This is a genomic window from Streptomyces sp. SYP-A7185, from assembly GCF_046103685.1.
Taxonomy (GTDB): Bacteria; Actinomycetota; Actinomycetes; order Streptomycetales; family Streptomycetaceae; genus Streptomyces.
On sequence record NZ_CP122310.1, the window covers coordinates 6,547,096 to 6,568,287 of the forward strand.

Consider the following 21,192-nt stretch of genomic DNA (forward strand, 5'->3'; position numbering starts at 1 on the left):
CGGACGGTGGTCAGTACGTTCGGTCGGTGGGGCGGCCGATGGAGAGAACTAGTGCAGCAGGCTGCCCTGCAGTTCGGCGCGGAGGTCCGGGGTGAGGACGGCGCCCGCGCGGTCGACGAGCAGCGCCATCTCGTAGCCGACGAGGCCGATGTCGCACTCGGGGTGCGCGAGCACGGCGAGGGACGAGCCGTCGGAGACCGACATGAGGAAGAGGAACCCCCGCTCCATCTCCACCACGGTCTGCGTCACTGCCCCGCCCTCGAAGATGCGCGAGGCTCCGGCGGTGAGGGACGTCAGACCCGACGCGACCGCGGCCAGCTGGTCGGCGCGGTCCCGCGGGAACCCCTCGGACATCGCCAGAAGCAGGCCGTCGGCGGAGACCACGACGGTGTGGGACACCCCGGGGGTGTTGTCCACGAAGTTCGTGATCAACCAGTTCAGATTCTGTGCCGCCTGGCTCGGACTCAACTAACGCTCCTGCTGGTGAGTGGGGAAGCTGCCGGTCTGGCCGGTACCGGCCTGGCGACCCTGCTGGATGCCCCGACGGAGATTCGTCAGCCGGCCGCGTACGTCGTCGGGCGCACGCGAGACCTGCGGACCTGTGCTGTCCTGCTGCTGCTGTGCGGTGCCCGCGACGAGGTTGGCTCGCGGGACCCGGCGCGGCAGGCCGGATGTGGTGACGCCACCCGCGGACGGCTGCCGGACGCGCTCGGCCTGGCGGCCCAGCTCGTCGTTCGGCGAGGTGCGCCAGGAGGCGGCGCTGCCGTTGGTGACGTGGCTGCCGTTCCCGCCGGTGCCGTTCGCGGCCGGGGAAGCGGCGGGCGCTCCGGTCGGGCGCTGGGGCGCGGCCGGGTTCTGCGGCTGCTGTGCCTGCGGCCTCGACGGGAGGGGCGAGGAGGGCTGCGGGCGCTGCGGCCGCTGGGGCTGCTGCTGCTCGGGGGCGCCGGGCGCGGGGGAGCGGTCGCCGCCCTGCGGACCCTGGTGCCCTTGTTGCTGCTGTTGCTGCTGGAACCAGTTGGTCTCCAGCGTGTCGAACAGCGGGGTGCGGCCGTCGCCGGGACCGGCGGGCGGCAGGCCCTCCGGCTGCACGGGCTGCTGCGGTACCGGCGGGATGCCGAGCGGACCGCCCTGGTTCTGACCGCCGTGGTTCTGACCGCCCTGGCCCTGACCGCCGTGGTTCTGCTGGCCCTGGCCCTGGCCGGGGCCCTGACCGCGCCGGGGCATGTCGCCCGTGTCACGGCCACCGCGCTGCTGCGGCGCACCGGCGCCGGGCGCCCCGTTGTAGCCGGGGGCGCTGGTGCCCGGACGCTGGAACTGGCCCGTGCCGGACGAGGTGTTCTGGCCGCCGAAGACGTCCGGGCGGACGAACTGACCGGTGCCCTGCTGGCCCGGGCCCTGACCCTGGCCTTGGTCCTGCCGGCCGTAGCCCTGGCCGTCCTGCGGGCCCGCGTTCCGCGGCGAAACCGTGCCGGGCGGCGGTCCGTCGAAGTCCGGCCGCGCGAACTCGGCGGTCGAACCGGGACCCTGTGCCGTACCGGCCGAGGCGTGCGGGAACTGGCCGGTGGACTCCGGCTCCTCGTGCCCGCGCGGGGTGTCGAACGGCTCGGGGGAGATCTGCGGCTGGGCGTTCTCGTCGCTCCAGCTGGGCACGCGCGGCTGCGGGTTGCCCCCGGGCAGCTCGGCACGCGGACCACCGCGCGGCGGCAGCTGCGGCCGGCGGCCCTGGTCCCCGGAGTCGCCCGGCGCCCCGGCGGGGTTGACCGGGTTCGTGCGCTGCTGGGGCACCGGAGGCTGCGGCGCGGACGCCTGGCCGCGGCCACCGCCCTGACCGCCCCCGAAGAGGCTGCCACCGGTGGGCGCGCCCTGGCCGGGCTGGCCCTGGCGGGGCGGCTGCTGACCACCCTGGCCGACCGGAGCGGACGGCGAACCGGCGCGCGGCCCTCCGTCACGCGCGGGCAGCGCGGCCCGCGGCCCCGCCCCCGTCACCTGACCGCGCGGCGGACCGGCTCCGAGCCGGCCCGCGGAGCCCGCGGGCCCCGCTGCGCCGGGCGCACCGTTTCCGCCGCCGTTTCCGCCGTTCCCGGGGCCGACTCCGCGACGCGCTGCCGCGGCACCGGCGGCGGCCTGCGCGGCGGCGGGGCCGCCACCCTGGCCGGGGGTGGGCGCGCCGGGCTTGTTCGGCGCCTTCTTGCCGCCCTGGGCGACGTCGACGGGCAGCATGACGAGCGCGGTCGTGCCGCCGGAGTCCGAGGGGCGGAGCTGGATGCGGATGCCGTGGCGCTGCGACAGGCGGCCGACCACGAACAGACCCATGCGGCGCGAGACCGAGACGTCCACGGTGGGCGGCGACGCGAGCCGCTCGTTGATCGCGGCGAGGTCCTCGGGGGAGAGGCCGATGCCGGTGTCGTGGATCTCGATCAGCACGCGCCCGTCGGGCAGCGCGTGACCGGTGACCTTGACCTTGGTCTGCGGCGAGGAGAACGACGTCGCGTTCTCGAGCAGCTCGGCGAGCAGGTGCACGAGGTCGTTGACCACGCGTCCGGCGACCTCGGTCGTCGGGACCGCGGAGAGCTCGATGCGCTCGTACTGCTCCACCTCGGACGCGGCGGCACGCAGCACGTCGACGAGGGGGACGGGCCGGGTCCAGCGGCGGCCGGGCTCTTCACCGGCGAGGACCAGGAGGTTCTCGCCGTTACGGCGCATGCGGGTCGCGAGGTGGTCGAGCTTGAAGAGCGAGGAGAGCTGGTCCGGGTCGGCCTCGCGCGACTCCAGCTCGGAGATCAGCGAGAGCTGACGCTGGATGAGGCCCTGCGAGCGGCGCGAGAGGTTGGTGAACATCGCGTTGACGTTGCCCCGCAGGAGCGCCTGCTCGGCGGCGAGGCGCACTGCCTCGCGGTGCACGTCGTCGAAGGCCGCGGCCACCTGGCCGATCTCGTCCCGGGAGTGCACACCGACGGACTCGACGGAGGTGTCGACGTCCTGCGGGTCGGCCTCGGAGAGCTGCTTGACGAGCTCGGGCAGCCGGTCCTGGGCGACCTTGGTCGCGGTGTCCTGGAGGCGCCGCAGCGAGCGGATCATGGACCGGGCCACGACGAAGGCGCCGACGAGCGAGACACCGAGGACGAGCAGGATCAGCGCACCGTTGAGGATCGCGGCCTGCTCGGACTCGTTGCGCAGCTCGCGGGCCTTCTGCTCCATCTCGTTGAGCAGCGTGAGCTCGATCTTGGACATCGCGTCGATCTTGGTGGTGTCGGCGTCCACCCAGTCCTTGTACGAGCGCTTGTCCTGGAGCTTGATGCCGCCCTCCTGGCCGAGCACGCGCTTGGCGTAGGAGTCGGCGCCCTTGATGGAGGAGTTGCCGCCGTCGATCGGCTTGGTGACCTCGTCGGCGTTGCCCACGTAGATGCCCTTGAAGGCATCGAGCTTGGAGTTCTCCTTGTCGAGCGCGGAGAAGCCGTAGCGGCGGTCGGTCTCGGAGATCTTGCCGAACGTGCTGTCGCCCGCGGGGAGCGAGGCGGCGATCACGGCGCGCTGGACCGAGGCGTACTCCTTGGCGGAGGAGAAGGCCGTCAGGGCGCGGGTGCGCTGGATCATGTCCGGGTTGCTGGTCGCCTGCGCCATGTCCGAGGACAGGGTGAGCAGCTGCTCGATGAGCTGGCTGTAGGCGTCGACCGTCTGCGAGGTGGAGTTCGCGTCCTTGTACGCGTCCTTGCGGACCTTGTTGATCTGCTGGAGCTGCTGGGTGATCTCGACGGTGTTGGCGCGGACGCCGAGGAGGCCCTTGTCGCCGTCCGTGTTGTCGAGGTCCTGCGTCTCCTGGAGGAAGCGGTTGTAGGCGCGGTCGGTCTTCTGCCGCGAGCCCTTGACCACGTAGTCCGATGAGTCCGCGCCGTGCGCGAGGGGGCCCGCCGAGCGGTCGCGCTCCTCCTGGAGAGCGGACGCGAGCTCGGTGGCGCGCTTGGTCATGTCGGTCAGCAGCTTCATGTTGTTGAGCTGCTGGATCTCGTCCATGGACTCGTTGATGCGGAGCGCGCCGAGCGAGGTCGCGGTGATCACGGGGAGCGCGAGCAGCGAGACCAGACGGGTGGAGATGCGCCAGTTGCGCAGGGCTATTCGCGAGCCGGGGCCGGTGGGTGCCTTCACGGTGCCGGCCGGTCCGCCCGGTGTCGCGGTGGCCGTGGGCAGGCTCACGCCGCCGCCGGGCCCGCGGCCGTTGTCGCCGGACGGTACCTGCCCGGGGTTCTGGGCGTGCTGGGCCGAGGAGCCGCGGTCGGTCCCGCCGCGCTCCGGCTCCGCCGCAGCGCTGCTGCCATCCCTCTTGAAACGTCCCTGCACTAGCGTCGCAACCTCTGGACCAGGCGTCCCTCCGCACAAACGGCGGGACGGTGTCGGCGTCGTGGGGCGCAGAGCGCCCCATGGTGGTCGTGAGTGACCGGCGCTGGCTCCCCTTTCCCGCCGCCACTCGGCGCTGCGTTGCGCCCCTGCGCGCCGGTTCGATCCCGCGGCGGTCCCGGGAATTCCAGCACAGTGCAGGATCTCCAACAAGGCCCGTGTGTCGCGCCGCGACCTCCGTGACTAGGCGTGAGTGGCGCGTCACGAGACGTAGAAAGTGATACGGGGCAAAACGGTCGATTGAACCCAGGAAACCTGCGGGTGCGGGGTGTCCCAGTGTTCATGATCGGGAGCGGAATGATGGCTTCAGTGGCGCAATGTCCGATTCCAACAAGCCCTTCACGGGCCTGAATTGACCCATTTGCCCGCTAGCTCGTGAGCAAACTCACATGAAGATCAAGGCCTCATCCGGGCTTTGGCCGGGAATTGGATGTTTAGCCTGACGCTTTACAGGGATGGCGAATCCGACAACCCGCGTCCTCCGCCCGACGCCTCAACTGACAGGGTCCGAACACCAGATGAAGACTGTGAAGTCGGCGATGTTCCGCAACATAGCCAACCCGCGCCGCACCACCCTCGCCCACCTCACGGACGCGCAGGAGGTCGCCCCGGCCGCCGACCGGCCGGACCACGCGCTGGAGCTCCCGACGGTGACGGCCAACCCCAAGCGCACGATCCTGATGGACGCCCCGGAGCAGCCCGCCCCCGTGGCGGGTTAATACGGGAGAGGTCGGACCCCCTTGCCGCGTTAGCCTGGAGTGTCAGACTCCACCCATTCCAGCAAGGGGCCAAGGCTCACGTGCGCATCGCCAGGTTCTCCATCGACGGCAACGTCGCCTTCGGCGCGGTCGAGGGCGAAAGCCCTCCCGGAACGACCGATGGGCTCGTCCTCGACATCATCAAGGGCATCCCGTTCGCGGACTTCGAGCTCTCCGGCACGAAGGTCCCGCTGAGCAAGGTCAGGCTGCTGCCCCCGGTGCTCCCCAACAAGGTCGTGGGCATCGGCCGCAACTACGCGGACCACGCGGCGGAGCTCGGCAACGAGGTCCCCGACGTCCCGGTCGCCTTCTTCAAGCCGTCCACCTCGGTGATCGGCACCGGCGACGCCATCGCGTACCCCTCCTTCTCGCAGGAGGTGCACTACGAGGCCGAGCTCGCCGTCGTCATCGGCCGGATGTGCCGCGAGGTCCCGCGCGAGCGCGCCCGTGACGTCATCCTCGGCTACACCTGCGCCAACGACGTCACCGCGCGTGACGTGCAGCAGCGCGAGAAGCAGTGGGCCCGGGCCAAGGGCTTCGACAGCTCCTGCCCGCTGGGCCCCTGGGTGGAGACCGACCTCGACCCCTCCGACCTCACCATCCAGTGCACGGTCAACGGCGAGCAGCGCCAGCTGGGGCGTACGACCGACATGGTCCGCTCCGTGGAGGACCTGATCGTGCACATCTCCGAGGCCATGACGCTGCTCCCGGGCGACGTCATCCTCACGGGCACCCCGGCAGGGGTCGGCCCCCTCAACGTCGGCGACGAGGTCGCCGTCACCATCGAAGGCATCGGCACTCTCACCAACAAGGTGATCAAGCGTGGCTAACGCGACCCCCGTACGCGTCCGTTTCTGTCCCTCGCCGACCGGCAACCCCCACGTGGGCCTGGTCCGCACCGCTCTCTTCAACTGGGCCTACGCCCGGCACAACGAGGGCTCCCTGGTCTTCCGCATCGAGGACACCGACGCGGCCCGCGACTCGGAGGAGTCGTACGAGCAGCTGCTGGACTCGATGCGCTGGCTGGGCTTCGACTGGGACGAGGGCCCCGAGGTCGGCGGCCCGCACGCGCCGTACCGCCAGTCGCAGCGCATGGACATCTACCAGGACGTGGCGCACAAGCTCCTGGACGCCGGCCGCGCGTACTACTGCTACTGCTCCACGGAGGAGCTGGACGCCCGCCGCGACGCCGCCCGCGCCGCCGGCAAGCCGTCCGGCTACGACGGCCACTGCCGCGACCTCACCGCCGAGCAGCGCGCCGCGTACGAGACCGAGGGCCGCAAGCCCATCGTGCGCTTCCGCATGCCGGACGAGGCGATCACGTTCACGGACCTGGTCCGCGGCGAGATCACCGTCCAGCCGGAGAACGTCCCGGACTACGGCATCGTCCGCGCCAACGGAGCACCGCTCTACACCCTGGTGAACCCCGTCGACGACGCGATGATGGAGATCACCCACGTCCTGCGCGGCGAGGACCTGCTCTCCTCGACCCCGCGCCAGATCGCCCTCTACGGCGCCCTCGCCGACCTGGGCATCGCCAAGGAGGCCCCGGCCTTCGGCCACCTCCCGTACGTCATGGGCGAGGGCAACAAGAAGCTCTCCAAGCGCGACCCGCAGGCGTCCCTGAACCTCTACCGCGAGCGCGGCTTCCTGCCCGAGGGCCTCCTGAACTACCTGTCCCTCCTGGGCTGGTCGTTCTCCGCTGACCAGGACGTCTTCTCGATCGAGGACATGGTCGCCAAGTTCGACCTCGCGGACGTGAACGCCAACCCGGCCCGCTTCGACCTGAAGAAGGCCGAGGCGATCAACGCCGACCACATCCGCATGCTGGACGTGAAGACGTTCGCGGCGGCCTGCGAGCCGTGGCTGAGGGCCCCGCACGCCAACTGGGCGCCCGAGGACTTCGACGAGGCGGCCTGGGAGGCCATCGCCCCGCACGCCCAGACCCGCATCAAGGTCCTCTCCGAGATCACGGAGAACGTCGACTTCCTGTTCCTGAAGGAGCCGGTCGAGGACGAGGCCTCCTGGACGAAGGCCATGGGCAAGGGCGACCCCGCCGCCCTCCTGACGACGGCCCGCGCCAAGCTCGACGCCGCCGACTGGACGTCCCCCGAGTCCCTCAAGGAGGCCGTCCTGGCCGCCGGCGAGGAGCACGGCCTCAAGCTCGGCAAGGCCCAGGCCCCGGTCCGCGTCGCCGTCACCGGCCGCACGGTCGGCCTGCCCCTCTTCGAGTCCCTGGAGATCCTGGGCAAGGAGAGGTCGCTGTCCCGCATCGACGCGGCGCTGGCGAAGCTGGCCGCGTAGGCGCCCGCACGAAAAACGGTCCCGAAGGGCCCGGAAGCCACCACGGCTCCCGGGCCCTTCGTGCACGTTCGGCCCCTGCCGGGCGGCCGCTGCGGATACCGTCGGAACCATGCCGATCAAAGCCGTGGTCTGGGACATCGACGACACGATCTTCGACTACGCGCACGCCGACACCACCGGTATGCACGCGCACCTCACCGCCGAGGGCATCATGGAGCGGTACCAGACCGCCGAGCGCGCTCTCGCCCTGTGGAAAGAGGTCACCGAGCGCCACTGGGCCCGCTTCAGCGCCGGCGGCATCGCGTTCGAGGCGCAGCGCCGCGACCGGGTGCGCGAGTTCCTGGACGCCGTCCTGACCGACCAGGAGGCCGACGCCTGGTTCGAGCGATACCTCACACATTACGAAGCGGCCTGGACGCTCTTCCCCGACACCGTCCCCGTCCTGGACGAGCTCGCCGCCGACTACCGCCACGCGGTCCTGTCGAACTCCGCGCTGACGGTCCAGGACCGCAAACTGCGCGTCCTCGGCGTACGCGACCGCTTCGAATCCGTCCTGTGCGCCGCCGAACTCGGCGTCTCCAAGCCCGCGGCGGAGGCCTTCCTCGCGGTGTGCGGGGCGCTGGGCCTGGCACCCGGCGAGGTGGCGTACGTGGGGGACCAGCCGGAGATCGACGCCCGGGGCGCCAGGGACGCGGGTCTTCTCGGGATCTGGCTCGACCGCAACAGCACGTCGCGGGAAGGCCCGTCGGGCGTACACCGCATCACGCGTCTCACCGAGCTGCCGCCGCTGCTCCGCGCCGATACCCGTTTTGGAGCGCCGTCCACCTTCGGGTAATGTTCTTCCTGCGCCGCCCGAGAAGGCCGAAAGGTCCGACCAGGAAGCGCAAGTCGAGCAAAACTCCCGCAAGGGGTTGCGTATCGATGGCCTATGGTGTAATTGGCAGCACGACGGTTTCTGGTTCCGTTAGTCTAGGTTCGAGTCCTGGTAGGCCAGCTCGCAGAGCTTATCTGCAACGCCCCCGTTGTGTAGCGGCCTAGCACGCCGCCCTCTCAAGGCGGTAGCGCCGGTTCGAATCCGGTCGGGGGTACAGATCCTTCCCATGGAAGCAGTCCGGGTCGCACCCACTGCCACCGATGCAGGATCGCTAGGGCCCCCGTTGTGTAGCGGCCTAGCACGCCGCCCTCTCAAGGCGGTAGCGCCGGTTCGAATCCGGTCGGGGGTACGCAGGGTCTAGCTGGTCTAGACCACAGTGGGCTATGGTGTAATTGGCAACACGACGGTTTCTGGTTCCGTTGTTCTAGGTTCGAGTCCTGGTAGCCCAGCGCAGTACAGCAGGACAAGCTAGCCCCCGTTGTGTAGCGGCCTAGCACGCCGCCCTCTCAAGGCGGTAGCGCCGGTTCGAATCCGGTCGGGGGTACGCGAACAGGCAAGGGGCCTTCCCGCGAGGGAGGGCCCCTTCGTCGTATTCCCCCGGGCGCGCCCGGCGCTTCTCCCGCACGCCTGCTCTTCTCCCTCACGCCTGCTCCGGTGAACCCCCTTGTCCGTAGCGGCGGTTGGACTCCTCGGCCTGGGCGAGCCTGCGCAGGCTCAGCAGGACCGGCTCGTACAGCACGGTGAGGGCGACCGCCGCCTCCAGCTGCTCGTCCGGCGACCCGTGACGCTCCACCAGGTCCAGGTCCGCGACGGCCAGTTGACCGGCGGAGCGCGCGTAAGGCGCCAAGTCGTCGACCGCGCAGGGGTATCCGAGCCGGGCGAGCGTCGCGACCGCGGTCACGAGCATTCCGTACGCCGGTGACTCGGGCCCGTACCCCCGGCCGGCGCGCCAGCCGATCCGGTCCAGGAGGGCGTCCACCGTGTGGCGTGCCGCATCCGTGGCCGGATCGCCGGCGAGCGGCTCGGGGCCGTGGGGGAGTGCCCAGACCGCGGTGCCCAGACGGGAGTTGTGGTCCAGGGAGTCGTCCTCCAGTGCGGTGAGCACCTCCCGCGCCGACGCGATCGGCACCCGGCCCACCTGGATGAGCGCCCGGACCAGGCGCAGCCGCCGGAGGTGCTTCTCGTCGTACTCGGCCTGGGTCGCCGTCACGCGGTGGCCCGGCGGGAGCAGTCCCTCGCGCAAGTAGTACTTGATCGTGGCCGTCGAGACCCCGCTGCGCGTGCTCAGCTCCGCCAGTCGCATCGGCTCGCTTCTCCTCGTGCTTTCTCGTGCTTCCTCTTGCGCTCTCACTTGGTGAGTGGCACTATCCAATCATGGATAGCGAGACTATCCAACGCTCTCTGAAGGGGGAACCATCGTGAGCACCAACGCGGGCACCAAGCCGATCGAAGGGCGCATGACCGCCGACGCGCAGGGCGGCGTCACCGTCTTCACCATCGGGATGCGCATCAACAACTTCCGCGCCCTGCGCAGCTGGTGGCCCGTCTTCCGGGCCATGCCGCGGATGCTGGAGGAGCTGTCGAAGGACCGGGGGATCGGCATGCTGCACCACCAGCTGCTGCTCGGGCCCCCGCGGGTGTTCTACGTCGTGCAGTACTGGGAGTCGCCGGAGAAGCTCCTGGCCTACGCGTCGGCGCAGGACAAGGAGCACCGGCCCGCGTGGGCCGCGTTCAACCGCCGGCTGCGGGAGGGCAAGGGGAAGGTCGGCTTCTGGCACGAGACGTACGTCGTGCCGGCCGGTGCCCACGAGGCGGTGTACATCAACATGCCGGAGTTCGGTCTGGGCAGGGCCGTCGGCGTGGTGCCGGTGGGCCGCCGCGGGGAGCGGGCCGCCGACCGCCTCACGGTGGCGTGAGGGCATGAGAAGAACGCCCGGGGGGCCGCCGCGGCGTTGAGGCGGCCCCTCGGGCGTTCCGTGTGCTGTCTGCGGGTGGTGCGGTGGCTCAGCCCGTGCGGCGCAGGGCCTCGGACAGGCGTCCGGCGGCGTCGATGATGGCCTGCGCGTGCATGCGGCCCGGGTGGCGGGTCAGGCGCTCGATCGGCCCGGAGACCGAGACGGCGGCGACCACGCGGTTCGAGGGGCCGCGCACGGGGGCGGAGACGGACGCGACGCCCGGCTCCCGCTCGCCGATCGACTGGGCCCAGCCCCGGCGGCGTACGCCCGAGAGGGCCGTGGCCGTGAAGCGGGCGCCCTGGAGGCCGCGGTGCAGGCGCTCCGGCTCCTCCCAGGCCATCAGGATCTGCGCGGACGAGCCCGCTTTCATGGTGAGCGTCGAGCCGACGGGGACCGTGTCCCGCAGGCCCGAGAGGCGCTCGGCCGCGGCGACGCAGATGCGCATGTCGCCCTGGCGGCGATAGAGCTGCGCGCTCTCGCCCGTCACGTCACGCAGATGCGTGAGGACCGGGCCCGCCGTGGCGAGCAGACGGTCCTCGCCGGCGGCCGCCGCGAGTTCCGCGAGCCGCGGGCCGAGAATGAAACGGCCCTGCATGTCGCGCGCCACCATCCGGTGGTGTTCCAGTGCCACGGCGAGACGATGTGCCGTGGGTCGTGCGAGTCCGGTGGCCGCGACCAGCCCCGCGAGGGTGGCCGGACCGGACTCCAGGGCGCTCAAGACGAGAGCCGCCTTGTCGAGAACGCCGACGCCGCTAGAGTTGTCCATGCGTCGATACTCGCGTCTCACTCTGTGAAACGCAAGTTCAATTTTCGATGGAACACGTCACCCTGTACGTGCGATCCGCGGACCAACGGAAAGCGGTCCACGCGCGGCACGAGGGGTACGGGCGTGGACGAACAATTCTCTAGTTGGGCCGGCCCAACACAGCCGGTCGGAGGGAAAGCGATGGGTAGGACACTCGCGGAGAAGGTCTGGGACGACCACGTCGTCCGGCGCGCCGAAGGCGAGCCCGACCTCCTCTTCATCGATCTGCACCTGCTGCACGAGGTGACGAGCCCGCAGGCCTTCGACGGCCTCCGCCAGGCGGGTCGCCCGGTACGGCGACTCGACCTCACCATCGCCACCGAGGATCACAACACCCCGACCCTCGACATCGACAAGCCCATCGCGGACCCGGTCTCGCGGGCGCAGTTGGAGACGCTGCGCAAGAACTGCGCCGAGTTCGGTGTGCGCCTGCACTCGCTGGGCGACGTCGAGCAGGGCGTCGTCCACGTCGTGGGCCCGCAGCTGGGCCTGACCCAGCCCGGCACCACGGTCGTGTGCGGCGACTCCCACACCTCCACGCACGGCGCCTTCGGCGCGCTGGCGTTCGGCATCGGCACCTCCCAGGTCGAGCACGTCCTGGCCACCCAGACGCTGCCGATGGCCCCGCCGAAGACCATGGCCATCACCGTCGACGGCGAACTGCCCGACGACGTCACGGCCAAGGACCTCATCCTCGCCATCATCGCCAAGATCGGCACCGGCGGCGGCCAGGGCTACGTCCTGGAGTACCGCGGCCCGGCCATCGAGAAACTCTCGATGGAAGCCCGCATGACCATCTGCAACATGTCGATCGAGGCCGGTGCCCGCGCGGGCATGATCGCCCCCGACGCGACCACCTTCGCCTACATCGAGGGCCGCGACCACGCCCCGAAGGGCGAGGAGTGGGACGCGGCCGTCGAGTACTGGAAGACCCTGAAGACGGACGACGACGCGGTCTTCGACGCCGAGGTCTACATCGACGCCACGAAGCTCGCCCCGTTCGTCACCTGGGGCACCAACCCGGGCCAGGGCGCGCCGCTGTCGGCACACGTCCCCGATCCCGCTTCGTACGAAGACGCCTCGGAGCGGTACGCCGCCGAAAAGGCCCTGGAGTACATGGGGTTGACCGCCGGGCAGGCGCTGCGCGACATCAAGGTCGACACCGTCTTCGTAGGTTCCTGCACCAACGGCCGCATCGAGGACCTCCGCGCGGCGGCCTCCATCGTCGAGGGCCGCAAAGTCGCCGACGGCGTACGGATGCTGGTCGTGCCCGGGTCCGTCCGGGTGGCCCTGGAGGCCGTGGCCGAGGGCCTGGACAAGGTCTTCGTCGCCGCGGGCGCCGAATGGCGGCACGCGGGCTGCTCGATGTGCCTGGGCATGAACCCCGACCAACTGGCCCCCGGCGAGCGCTCCGCGTCGACGTCCAACCGCAACTTCGAGGGCAGGCAGGGCAAGGGCGGCCGCACCCATCTGGTGTCGCCCCAGGTCGCCGCCGCCACCGCGGTCACGGGCCACCTGGCGTCGCCCGCCGACCTGACCGACGCCCCCGATGCCCCCGTCACCGCCGGAGTCTGAGAGCCATGGAAGCATTCACCACGCACACCGGCCGGGCCGTTCCGCTGCGCCGCAGCAACGTGGACACCGACCAGATCATCCCCGCCCACTGGCTGAAGAAGGTCACCCGGGACGGATTTGAGGACGGGCTCTTCGAGGCCTGGCGCAAGGACGGCGAGTTCGTCCTGAACCGGCCCGAGCGCCAGGGCGCCACCGTGCTGGTCGCGGGACCCGACTTCGGTACGGGCTCCTCGCGCGAACACGCCGTGTGGGCGCTCCAGAACTTCGGCTTCAAGACCGTCATCTCCTCGCGGTTCGCCGACATCTTCCGCGGCAACTCGCTGAAGAACGGTCTGCTCACCGTGGTGCTCGACCAGAAGGTCGTGGACCGGCTCTGGGAGCTGACGGAGGCCGACCCGCAGGCCGAAATCACCGTTGACCTGCAGGATCGCCAAGTCCGCGCCGAGGGGGTCACCGCCGACTTCGAGTTGGACGAGAACGCCCGCTGGCGGCTCCTGAACGGCCTGGACGACATCAGCATCACGCTCCAGAACGAGCCGGACATCGCCGCCTACGAGGCCGGACGGCGCTCGCACAAGCCCCGGACCGTGCAGGTCTGACGCCCCCGCAGGCCCCCGCAGCACCCTGGTGTACCCCCAATCGTGGACGGTTGGGGGTACATCTGTGTCCGGCCCCGGACGGGGTGCCGATGACCTGAACGGGTGGTCTCAACTCCCTTGATCCGGACGGCAGAAGAGGCTTGAAATCCCCTTGTACTCGGTCCGACCGGGTACCCTCAGGAGGGCGCCGGATGTGGGTAGTTACCCCCTGCGGAGGCGACAACTCGCCCCAGATGGCACAATCGGTGCATGGAACGCGACAGCCAACTCAAGCTCTACGGGCTTGTTGCGGACCAACTGAAGGAAGCGCACTCACGAGTGCGTGCACTGCAAGTCCCGGAGGGCGTACGGATGGCGCTGACCCGGAAGCTGCTGGTCATTACGGCCGCGGCCAAACACGATCTCGCCGATGCGGCAAGGCGTCTGGAGCGATTGATGGAGTCCATCGACGAGGCGGCCGAGGGCCGATTCCCCGAAGACACCTGACTCAGAAGGCTCAAACGGCCTTTCGAGGAGCCCTCGAGGAACTCATGGACAGCCGAGTTCGTTGCGGCACAAGGGTGATTAGCCCGTTTCGTGTTTGATTTGCGGTATATATCTGCCTAACGTGCGAAAAAGCCTGGCGAATACGCTCGGGCGAGGTCTCCGAAGGGGAAGACGTGAACAAGGCGCAGCTCGTAGAAGCGATTGCCGACAAGGTGGGCGGCCGCCAGCAGGCCGCCGACGCCGTGGACGCGGTTCTGGACGCAGTCGTCCGTGCCGTGGTCAGCGGAGACCGTGTCTCGGTCACCGGGTTCGGCTCGTTCGAGAAGGTCGACCGTCCCGCCCGCTACGCCCGCAACCCGCAGACCGGGGAGCGCGTTCGGGTCAAGAAGACCTCGGTTCCGCGCTTCCGCGCCGGACAGGGCTTCAAGGACCTGGTCAGCGGCTCGAAGAAGCTCCCGAAGAACGACGTCGCGGTCAAGAAGGCCCCCAAGGGCAGCCTTTCGGGCGGCAGCGCTTCGGCGACCGTGAAGAAGGCCGCGGCCAAGAAGGCCACGACCGCCAAGAAGGCGACGGCGAAGAAGGCCGCCACCGCCAAGAAGGCCACCGCCAAGAAGACCACGGCGACCGCGAAGAAGGCGTCCGCGGCCAAGAAGACCACCGCCAAGAAGGCGACGGCGACGGCGACGGCCAAGAAGGCCACGGCGACGGCGAAGAAGACCACGGCCAAGAAGGCGGCCCCCGCCGCCAAGAAGGCCACCGCCAAGAAGACCGCGCCGGCCACCAAGAAGGCCACGGCCAAGAAGACCGCGCCCGCCAAGAAGTCCTCGGCGCGCAAGACCACCGCCAAGAAGGCGACCGCCCGCAAGAAGTAAGGGCACGAGGGCACTCACGCGCCGGGCCGGGCTCCCCATCGGGAGCCCGGCCCGCGGCGCGTTCAGGGGGCTTCCGCCCTGGCCGCGGGCCGGCTCCGGGCCGACCCCGGGGGCTCACGCTCCGGGCCTGACCCCCCGCCTCAGAACGTCTGGAGCGTCACCAGCGTGATGCGGCGGCCCTCGCCCTCGCCCTCGACCTCGATGCGCACCCGCTGGCCGGGCCTCAGCAGCCGCAGGCCCCCCGCGTCGAACGCCGGGGAGCCGAAGGGCACCGGAGTGCCGTCGTCGAGCAGCACGCTGCCGCTGCGGGTCTCGGAGTCGTACGTGTACGCGGTCGCCTGCATGGGGGAAGCGTACTCAGTCGGAGATCAGGAGCCGGGCCGCGGCCGCCGCCGTGCGCGGCCCGACCCCCAGCGCGAGCGCGGCCCGCAGGTCGTCGCCGGTGTCCACGTCCTGGCGCACGGAATCCACCCCGCCGAGCCCGAGTTCCACCGCCCCGGAGTCCGCGTGCCGGGAACGCGACGCCACACCGAATGCCGGACGCAATTCCACGCCGGGGGCCGCGGAGAGCAGAGTCGTACCGATTCCGGCGGCATCCGCGAGGAAAGAACGGGTAAATCCTGCCGCGTCTACGAGTACCCGTGCCAATTCCCCGGGGCGCAGCGCGGGGAGATCGGCGTTCAATGCCGCGACGGCGCTTTGCGGCCGTCCGGCGCGCACGGCCGCCGCCCCGTGCGCCAGGGCCGCGTTCAGGCCTCCCGCGGGCTCGTCGCGGACGATCCGGGCCCCCAGCGCCGCCAGCTCGCGTCCGGCGAGGCCGTCGTCCGTGACTACCACCACATCGCGCACCGCGGGACAGGCCGCCGCGGCGGCCACGGTGTCCTGCGCGAAGGCCAGGGCGAGGCCCGGGCGCAGGGTGTCGCCGGTGGTGGCGGTGAGCCTGCTCTTGGCGCGCTCCAGCGGTTTCAGGGGTATCACCAGGGTCCACTGCACGGGTGGCGGCTCCGTCCTTCGCGTCGGGCTCATTGTGACCTGCCGGGCGGGGCACTCCCGGGGCCGGGTTCCGGGGGCGGGCGTACGGTGTTCTCGACAGACAGGCAGCCTGGGGCGACACTTGTGCGGCCGACCAGGTTCATGGAGGAAGGTGTCCGAGTGTCCCGCCGCAGAATCGGCTTCTGGTACCGCCTGGCGGCGGTCATCGCTAAACCGCCGCTGGTGGTTCTGTTCAAGCGGGACTGGCGAGGAATGGAACACATTCCGGCCGACGGCGGATTCATCACGGCGGTGAATCACAACTCGTATATCGACCCCCTCTCGTACGCGCATTTCCAGTACAACACCGGACGGGTCCCGCGCTTCCTGGCCAAGGACGGCCTTTTCAAGGACGGCTTCGTCGGCAAGGTCATGAAGGGCACGGGCCAGATCCCCGTCTACCGCGAGACCACGAACGCGCTCGACGCCTTCCGTGCCGCGGTCGACGCGATCGAGCGCGGTGAGTGCGTGGCGTTCTACCCCGAGGGCACCCTCACCCGCGACCCCGAGATGTGGCCGATGACGGCCAAGTCCGGTGCCGCCCGGGTGGCCCTGCGCACCCAGTGCCCGGTGATCCCCGTCGCCCAGTGGGGCGCCAACCTCGCGCTTCCCCCGTACAGCAAGAAGCTCAGCCTCTTCCCGCGCAAGACGCTCCAGGTGCTCGCGGGCGAGCCGGTCGACCTCTCGCGCTTCTACGACCGGGAACCCACCCCCGAGGTGCTGCGACAGGTGACCGAGACCATCATGGCCGCGGTCACCGAACTCCTGGAGGAGATCCGGCAGGAGAAGGCCCCCGGCACCCCGTACGACCCGCGCAGCGCGCGGCTGGCGCAGCGCCGCAAGGCGGCGGACCGGAGCGCTGCCGGCGTCCCCGAGAACGCCCCCGGGAACACCCCCGAGAACACCACGGAGGACAGCAAGTGACGAACCCGGTGAAGGCCGCCGTCTTTGGTACGGGCTCCTGGGGCACGGCCTTCGGCATGGTGCTCGCCGACGCGGGGTGCGACGTCACCCTGTGGGCCCGGCGCGCCGAACTCGCCGACGCCGTCAACTCCTCGCACACCAACCCGGACTACCTCCCCGGTGTCGAACTCCCGGAGAGCCTCAGGGCGACCACCGACCCGGCCGAGGCCGCCGCCGGCGCCGACTTCACCGTGCTCGCCGTGCCCTCGCAGACGCTGCGCGCGAACCTCGCCGAGTGGGCGCCGCTGCTGGCCCCCGACACCGTGCTCGTCTCCCTGATGAAGGGCGTCGAACTGGGCTCCGCGATGCGGATGAGCGAGGTCGTCGAGGACGTCACGAAGGTCGCCGCCGACCGCGTCGCCGTCGTCACGGGCCCGAACCTGGCCCGCGAGATCGCCGCCAGGCAGCCCGCCGCGGCGGTCGTCGCCTGCCGCGACGAATCGATCGCGCAGCGCCTCCAGACCGCCTGCCACACCCCGTACTTCCGCCCGTACACCAACACGGACGTCCTCGGCTGCGAACTCGGCGGCGCCGTCAAGAACGTCATCGGGCTCGCCGTCGGCATCGCGGACGGCATGGGCCTCGGCGACAACACCAAGGGCTCGCTCATCACGCGCGGCCTCGCGGAGACGACGCGCCTGGGCATGGCGATGGGCGCCGACCCGCTGACGTTCTCCGGACTCGCGGGCCTGGGCGACCTGGTGGCCACCTGCTCGTCGCCGCTGTCGCGCAACCACACCTTCGGCACGAACCTCGGCAAGGGCATGACCCTCGAGGAGACCATCGCGGTCACCAAGCAGACCGCGGAAGGCGTCAAGTCCTGCGAGTCGGTGCTCGATCTGGCCCGCAGGCACGGCGTCGACATGCCCATCACCGAGACGGTCGTGGGCATCGTGCACGAGGGGACGCCGCCGGTCGTCGCCCTCAAGGAGCTGATGTCACGCAGCGCCAAGCCCGAGCGCCGCTGACTCTCCCCGGACCACCGGGTACCCTCAAGCCGATATGAGCAGCGAGAACCTCCCCCAGAGCCCCGAGCCGCGCCCCGAGCAGAGCTCTGAGCTGCCGCTCCGCAAGCCCCGTGTGGCCGTCGTCTTCGGCGGCCGCAGCTCGGAGCACGGCATCTCGGTCGTCACGGCGGGCGCCGTGCTGCGTGCCATCGACCGCACCAAGTACGACGTCCTGCCCATCGGCATCACGACGGACGGCCGCTGGGCCCTGACCGCCGACGATCCCGACCGCATGGCGATCACCGACCGCCGGGTCCCCGACGTCTCCCAGCTCGCCGAGTCGGCCGACGGCGGCGTCGTGATGCCGCTCGACCCCAACAACCGCGAGGTCGTCTACAGCGAGCCGGGCTCCGTGCCCAAGGCGCTCGGCGAGGTCGACGTCGTCTTCCCGATGCTCCACGGCCCCTACGGCGAGGACGGCACCCTCCAGGGGCTCCTGGAGCTCTCCGGAGTGCCCTACGTGGGCGCCGGAGTGCTCGCGTCGGCCGTCGGCCAGGACAAGGAGTACATGAAGCGGGTCTTCATCTCCTTCGGGCTGCCCGTCGGCCCGTACCTGGTGATCCGCCCGCGCGAGTGGGACCGCGACCAGCAGGCCGCCCGCAAGAAGATCGCCGAGTTCGCCGGCGAGCACGGCTGGCCGCTGTTCATCAAGCCCGCGCGCGGGGGCTCTTCGATGGGCATCACGAAGGTCGACTCCTTCGAGGGCCTCGACGAGGCGATCGAGGAGGCCCGCCGCCACGACCCGAAGATCCTGGTCGAATCGCTTCTGCGCGGCCGTGAGATCGAGTGCGGCGTCCTGGAGTTCGAGGACGGCCCGCGCGCGAGCGTGCCCGCGGAGATCCCGCCGGTGCAGTCGCACGACTACTACGACTTCGAGGCGAAGTACATCGACTCGACGCCCGGGATCGTGCCCGCCCCGCTGACGCCCGAGCAGACCGCCGAGATCCAGCGCCTTGCCGTCGAGGCCTTCGAGGCCACGTCCTGCGAGGGCCTGGTGCGCGCGGACTTCTTCCTCACCGAGGACGGGTTCGTGATCAACGAGATCAACACGATGCCGGGCTTCACGCCCATCTCGATGTACCCGAAGATGTGGGAAGCCAGCGGGATCAGCTACCCCGAGCTGGTGGACCGCCTCGTCCAGGCGGCCCTCGACCGCTCGACGGGGCTCCGCTAGACCGCCGTACCGGACGCTAGGCGATCCCCTTGGGGATGGCCTTCTTGACGGGGACGGCGAAGTCCGTCAGCGGACCGACGCCGTCCCCCGCGCGCTCCTTGGGCAGCGTCACCTCCACGTACGCCTTGCGCAGCGTGGAGGTGAAGCGGAACGACCCGTCGTCCTGTTCGTCGAGCAGCCAGTTGACGCCGTCCACGGTCACGCCGTCGGACTCCGGGTCGTTCATCTCCGGCGGTCTGGCGACACCGCAGCGCAGTATGATCGCCGGGTCTCCCCACCCGGCGGTCAACTCCGACTCCGGCTCGGGGTCGGCACGCCGCAGACCGTCCACCTTCTTCGGCAGCCGCTTGTCCAGGTTCCGGCACAGTTCGGTGACCTTGCCGTCCGGGGTGGGAACCGCTGCCTTCACCGATTCGTCTGCTGAGGAGCAGCCCGCGGACGCGATCAGGAGTGCGAGCACGGGGACGGTGACGAGGCAGCGACGCCGGCGACGGGAAATCTTCACCGGCCAAGGGTAGACGGGGGCTACAAGTGCACGACGGGGCAGGTCAGGGTGCGGGTGATGCCGTCCACTTGCTGGACCTTGGCGACCACCATGCGGCCGAGTTCGTCGACCGTGTCCGCCTGGGCGCGCACGATGACATCGTAGGGTCCGGTCACGTCCTCGGCCTGGATCACTCCCGCGATCTTGCCGATCAGCTCGGCGACGGTCGACGCCTTGCCGACCTCTGTTTGGATCAGGATGTACGCCTGTACCACGGAACCTCCAGGGCGGCCACGAGGATCATGTGGGGAGAAGGGACGCCACGGTACCGCGTCGCCGCTTCCCGCGGGGAGACCCGGGGGAGCTGTGGCGCGCACATCGCGGTGGACGGGCAACAGAAGTTGACGGTCATATCGACCGTACCTATGACAGTGACGGCTCGCGACCGCAAGCCGAGCAGCGTGAAAGGGCATGGTGAGTCCCGGTGAAGGGAACCGTCGGCGAGTTGGGGGAGTTCGGGCTCATCAGGGAACTCACCTCGCGGCTCACCTCCACCCCGGCCGTCCGGCTCGGTCCGGGCGATGACGCCGCCGTCGTGTCGGCCCCCGACCGCAGGGTCGTGGCGAGCACCGACATCCTCCTGGAGGGACGGCACTTCCGCCGCGACTGGTCGACCGCCTACGACGTGGGCCGCAAGGCCGCCGCGCAGAACCTCGCCGACATCGCCGCCATGGGTGCCGTGCCGACCGCGCTCCTCCTGGGCCTGGTCGTCCCCGCCGAACTCCCCGCGAGCTGGCCCACCGAGCTCATGGACGGCCTGCGGGACGAGTGCCAGGTCGCGGGAGCGGCCGTCGTGGGCGGCGACGTCGTACGGGGCGACACGATCACCGTCGCGATCACCGCGCTCGGCGATCTGCGCAACCACGAGCCGGTCACCCGCGCGGGAGCCCAGCCCGGCGACGTCGTCGCCGTCACCGGCTGGCTCGGCTGGTCCGCCGCCGGGCACGCGGTGCTCTCACGCGGCTTCCGCTCGCCCCGCGCCTTCGTGGAGGCCCACCGCAGGCCCGAACCGCCGTACCACGCGGGCCCCGCGGCCGCCGGTCTCGGCGCCACCTCGATGACGGACGTGAGTGACGGGCTGATCGCCGACCTCGGTCACATCGCCGACGCGAGCAAGGTGCGCATCGACATCCGCTCCGGGGACGTCGACGTGCCCTCCCAGATGAACGACATCGGCCAGGCCGTCGGCGTCGACCCGCTCCAGTGGGTCCTCAACGGCGGCGAGGACCACGCGATCGTGGCGACCTTCCCGCCGGACGTGAAGCTGCCCGCCCGCTGGAAGGTCATCGGCGAGGTCCTCAACCCCTCGGCCCTGCCGCAGGTCACGGTGGACGGGGCGCCCTGGACCAGCAAGGGCTGGGACCACTTCGGCGACAACGGCGACATGGAGTGAGACATACGAAAGAGCCGGCCCCCCGAGGGGGACCGGCTCTTTCAGCAACCAGCTAGGTGGCCGCGCTTTTGCGTCAGCGCGAGACCTTGCCGGCCTTGATGCACGAGGTGCAGGCGTTGAGCCGCTTCGGCGTCCCGCTGACCACGGCACGAACGCGCTGGATGTTCGGGTTCCAGCGACGGGACGTACGGCGGTGAGAGTGCGAGATGTTGTTGCCGAAGCTCGGCCCCTTGCCGCAGACGTCGCAGTTGGCAGCCACGGGTCACTCCAAGACTTCAGATGCACTTACGGTTAATCCCGGCATGCCGGGATCAGTGCAATGATCGTGGGTGGCGTTGCCAGGAGGAATGTCCCGATGGGTATCGGGCAACCGGAGCAGCATACAACGACTGCTTCGGTAGAACGAAACTACCATGTCTCGCCCCGGCCCCGCCCCGGGCCTTTCGCCCTTCCCGGTCT

Annotated in this window: 22 protein-coding genes and 5 tRNA genes; 18 read left to right on the plus strand and 9 right to left on the minus strand. The window is 70.4% G+C overall.

What is annotated here, in order from left to right; all coding sequences use genetic code 11:
• Positions 1-48: 48 nt before the first annotated feature.
• Together QBL25_RS28865 and QBL25_RS28870 are read right to left on the minus strand one after the other, a co-directional pair.
• Positions 49-468 (minus strand): roadblock/LC7 domain-containing protein, encoded by a 420-nt coding sequence (locus QBL25_RS28865; protein ID WP_098244998.1) that lies wholly within the window; start codon positions 466-468, stop codon positions 49-51.
• The gene (locus QBL25_RS28870) at positions 469-4,335 is read right to left on the minus strand and encodes a nitrate- and nitrite sensing domain-containing protein (RefSeq protein WP_409059879.1); all 3,867 of its coding nucleotides are present in this window, start codon (positions 4,333-4,335) and stop codon (positions 469-471) included.
• 575 nt (positions 4,336-4,910) lie between these two features.
• On the opposite strand from QBL25_RS28870, the gene QBL25_RS28875 reads away from it, so the two are divergent.
• From QBL25_RS28875 to QBL25_RS28915, 9 genes are all read left to right on the plus strand, one after another.
• Positions 4,911-5,111: a hypothetical protein gene (locus tag QBL25_RS28875; protein WP_409059880.1), complete on the plus strand. Its 201-nt coding sequence runs from the start codon at positions 4,911-4,913 to the stop codon at positions 5,109-5,111.
• Between the two features lie 80 nt (positions 5,112-5,191).
• A complete protein-coding gene (locus QBL25_RS28880) occupies positions 5,192-5,980 on the plus strand; it encodes a fumarylacetoacetate hydrolase family protein (RefSeq protein ID WP_409059881.1) in 789 nt (262 codons plus the stop codon).
• A complete protein-coding gene (gene gltX / locus QBL25_RS28885) occupies positions 5,973-7,454 on the plus strand; it encodes a glutamate--tRNA ligase (RefSeq protein ID WP_409059882.1) in 1,482 nt (493 codons plus the stop codon). The genes QBL25_RS28880 and gltX overlap by 8 nt, the downstream gene beginning before the upstream one ends.
• Positions 7,455-7,563: 109 nt before the next feature.
• A complete protein-coding gene (locus tag QBL25_RS28890) occupies positions 7,564-8,289 on the plus strand; it encodes an HAD family hydrolase (protein ID WP_409059883.1) in 726 nt (241 codons plus the stop codon).
• A gap of 87 nt (positions 8,290-8,376) precedes the next feature.
• Positions 8,377-8,448: transfer RNA gene (locus QBL25_RS28895), tRNA-Gln, on the plus strand.
• 21 nt (positions 8,449-8,469) lie between these two features.
• Positions 8,470-8,542, plus strand: a tRNA-Glu gene (locus QBL25_RS28900).
• A 62-nt stretch (positions 8,543-8,604) separates the two neighbouring features.
• Positions 8,605-8,677: transfer RNA gene (locus QBL25_RS28905), tRNA-Glu, on the plus strand.
• A 28-nt stretch (positions 8,678-8,705) separates the two neighbouring features.
• Positions 8,706-8,777, plus strand: a tRNA-Gln gene (locus QBL25_RS28910).
• A gap of 22 nt (positions 8,778-8,799) precedes the next feature.
• A tRNA-Glu gene (locus QBL25_RS28915) sits at positions 8,800-8,872 on the plus strand.
• A 96-nt stretch (positions 8,873-8,968) separates the two neighbouring features.
• On the opposite strand, the gene QBL25_RS28920 is transcribed toward QBL25_RS28915, so the two are convergent.
• Complete coding sequence (locus tag QBL25_RS28920) at positions 8,969-9,631, minus strand: MerR family transcriptional regulator (protein ID WP_409059884.1); 663 nt, start codon at positions 9,629-9,631, stop codon at positions 8,969-8,971.
• Between the two features lie 154 nt (positions 9,632-9,785).
• Between QBL25_RS28920 and QBL25_RS28925 the strand changes: the two genes are divergently transcribed.
• Entirely contained in the window at positions 9,786-10,244 is a 459-nt protein-coding gene (locus QBL25_RS28925) for a DUF4188 domain-containing protein (RefSeq protein WP_409062812.1), read from the plus strand.
• Positions 10,245-10,332: 88 nt separating this feature from the next.
• Here QBL25_RS28925 and ndgR read toward each other — a convergent pair whose 3' ends face one another.
• Positions 10,333-11,049, minus strand: a complete 717-nt coding sequence (ndgR, locus tag QBL25_RS28930; protein ID WP_053137572.1) for an IclR family transcriptional regulator NdgR — start codon at positions 11,047-11,049, stop codon at positions 10,333-10,335.
• Positions 11,050-11,229: 180 nt separating this feature from the next.
• On the opposite strand from ndgR, the gene leuC reads away from it, so the two are divergent.
• From leuC to QBL25_RS28950, 4 genes are all read left to right on the plus strand, one after another.
• Positions 11,230-12,663 carry a 3-isopropylmalate dehydratase large subunit gene (gene leuC / locus QBL25_RS28935; RefSeq protein WP_409059885.1) on the plus strand — a complete coding sequence of 478 codons (1,434 nt, stop codon included), beginning with the start codon at positions 11,230-11,232 and terminating at the stop codon, positions 12,661-12,663.
• Between the two features lie 5 nt (positions 12,664-12,668).
• Positions 12,669-13,262, plus strand: a complete 594-nt coding sequence (gene leuD / locus QBL25_RS28940; protein ID WP_409059886.1) for a 3-isopropylmalate dehydratase small subunit — start codon at positions 12,669-12,671, stop codon at positions 13,260-13,262.
• 249 nt (positions 13,263-13,511) lie between these two features.
• The gene (locus QBL25_RS28945) at positions 13,512-13,748 is read left to right on the plus strand and encodes a hypothetical protein (RefSeq protein ID WP_409059887.1); all 237 of its coding nucleotides are present in this window, start codon (positions 13,512-13,514) and stop codon (positions 13,746-13,748) included.
• A 173-nt stretch (positions 13,749-13,921) separates the two neighbouring features.
• Positions 13,922-14,620, plus strand: a complete 699-nt coding sequence (locus tag QBL25_RS28950; RefSeq protein ID WP_409059888.1) for an HU family DNA-binding protein — start codon at positions 13,922-13,924, stop codon at positions 14,618-14,620.
• Positions 14,621-14,760: 140 nt separating this feature from the next.
• On the opposite strand, the gene QBL25_RS28955 is transcribed toward QBL25_RS28950, so the two are convergent.
• Complete coding sequence (locus tag QBL25_RS28955) at positions 14,761-14,964, minus strand: hypothetical protein (RefSeq protein ID WP_409059889.1); 204 nt, start codon at positions 14,962-14,964, stop codon at positions 14,761-14,763.
• A gap of 13 nt (positions 14,965-14,977) precedes the next feature.
• Positions 14,978-15,613, minus strand: coding sequence for a 2-phospho-L-lactate guanylyltransferase (gene cofC / locus QBL25_RS28960; RefSeq protein WP_409059890.1), 636 nt, complete (start codon positions 15,611-15,613; stop codon positions 14,978-14,980).
• Positions 15,614-15,772: 159 nt separating this feature from the next.
• On the opposite strand from cofC, the gene QBL25_RS28965 reads away from it, so the two are divergent.
• Genes QBL25_RS28965 through QBL25_RS28975 form a run of 3 tightly spaced genes read left to right on the plus strand, consistent with a single transcriptional unit; the run spans position 15,773 to position 18,796 of the window.
• Complete coding sequence (locus tag QBL25_RS28965) at positions 15,773-16,576, plus strand: lysophospholipid acyltransferase family protein (protein WP_409059891.1); 804 nt, start codon at positions 15,773-15,775, stop codon at positions 16,574-16,576.
• Positions 16,573-17,583 carry an NAD(P)H-dependent glycerol-3-phosphate dehydrogenase gene (locus QBL25_RS28970; RefSeq protein WP_409059892.1) on the plus strand — a complete coding sequence of 337 codons (1,011 nt, stop codon included), beginning with the start codon at positions 16,573-16,575 and terminating at the stop codon, positions 17,581-17,583. Before QBL25_RS28965 ends, QBL25_RS28970 begins: the two co-directional genes overlap by 4 nt.
• Positions 17,584-17,617: 34 nt before the next feature.
• Complete coding sequence (locus QBL25_RS28975; protein ID WP_409059893.1) at positions 17,618-18,796, plus strand: D-alanine--D-alanine ligase family protein; 1,179 nt, start codon at positions 17,618-17,620, stop codon at positions 18,794-18,796.
• Between the two features lie 16 nt (positions 18,797-18,812).
• Here QBL25_RS28975 and QBL25_RS28980 read toward each other — a convergent pair whose 3' ends face one another.
• Both QBL25_RS28980 and QBL25_RS28985 read right to left on the minus strand, forming a co-directional pair.
• The gene (locus tag QBL25_RS28980; protein ID WP_409059894.1) at positions 18,813-19,301 is read right to left on the minus strand and encodes a DUF3515 domain-containing protein; all 489 of its coding nucleotides are present in this window, start codon (positions 19,299-19,301) and stop codon (positions 18,813-18,815) included.
• Between the two features lie 20 nt (positions 19,302-19,321).
• On the minus strand, positions 19,322-19,555 hold the full coding sequence (locus tag QBL25_RS28985; RefSeq protein ID WP_361720591.1) for an Lrp/AsnC ligand binding domain-containing protein: 234 nt from the start codon (positions 19,553-19,555) through the stop codon (positions 19,322-19,324).
• A 209-nt stretch (positions 19,556-19,764) separates the two neighbouring features.
• Here QBL25_RS28985 and QBL25_RS28990 point away from each other — a divergent pair, with 209 nt between their 5' ends.
• Positions 19,765-20,733 (plus strand): thiamine-phosphate kinase, encoded by a 969-nt coding sequence (locus QBL25_RS28990; protein WP_409059895.1) that lies wholly within the window; start codon positions 19,765-19,767, stop codon positions 20,731-20,733.
• Positions 20,734-20,806: 73 nt separating this feature from the next.
• Here QBL25_RS28990 and rpmB read toward each other — a convergent pair whose 3' ends face one another.
• A complete protein-coding gene (rpmB, locus tag QBL25_RS28995; RefSeq protein ID WP_160507429.1) occupies positions 20,807-20,992 on the minus strand; it encodes a 50S ribosomal protein L28 in 186 nt (61 codons plus the stop codon).
• Positions 20,993-21,192 lie beyond the last annotated feature (200 nt).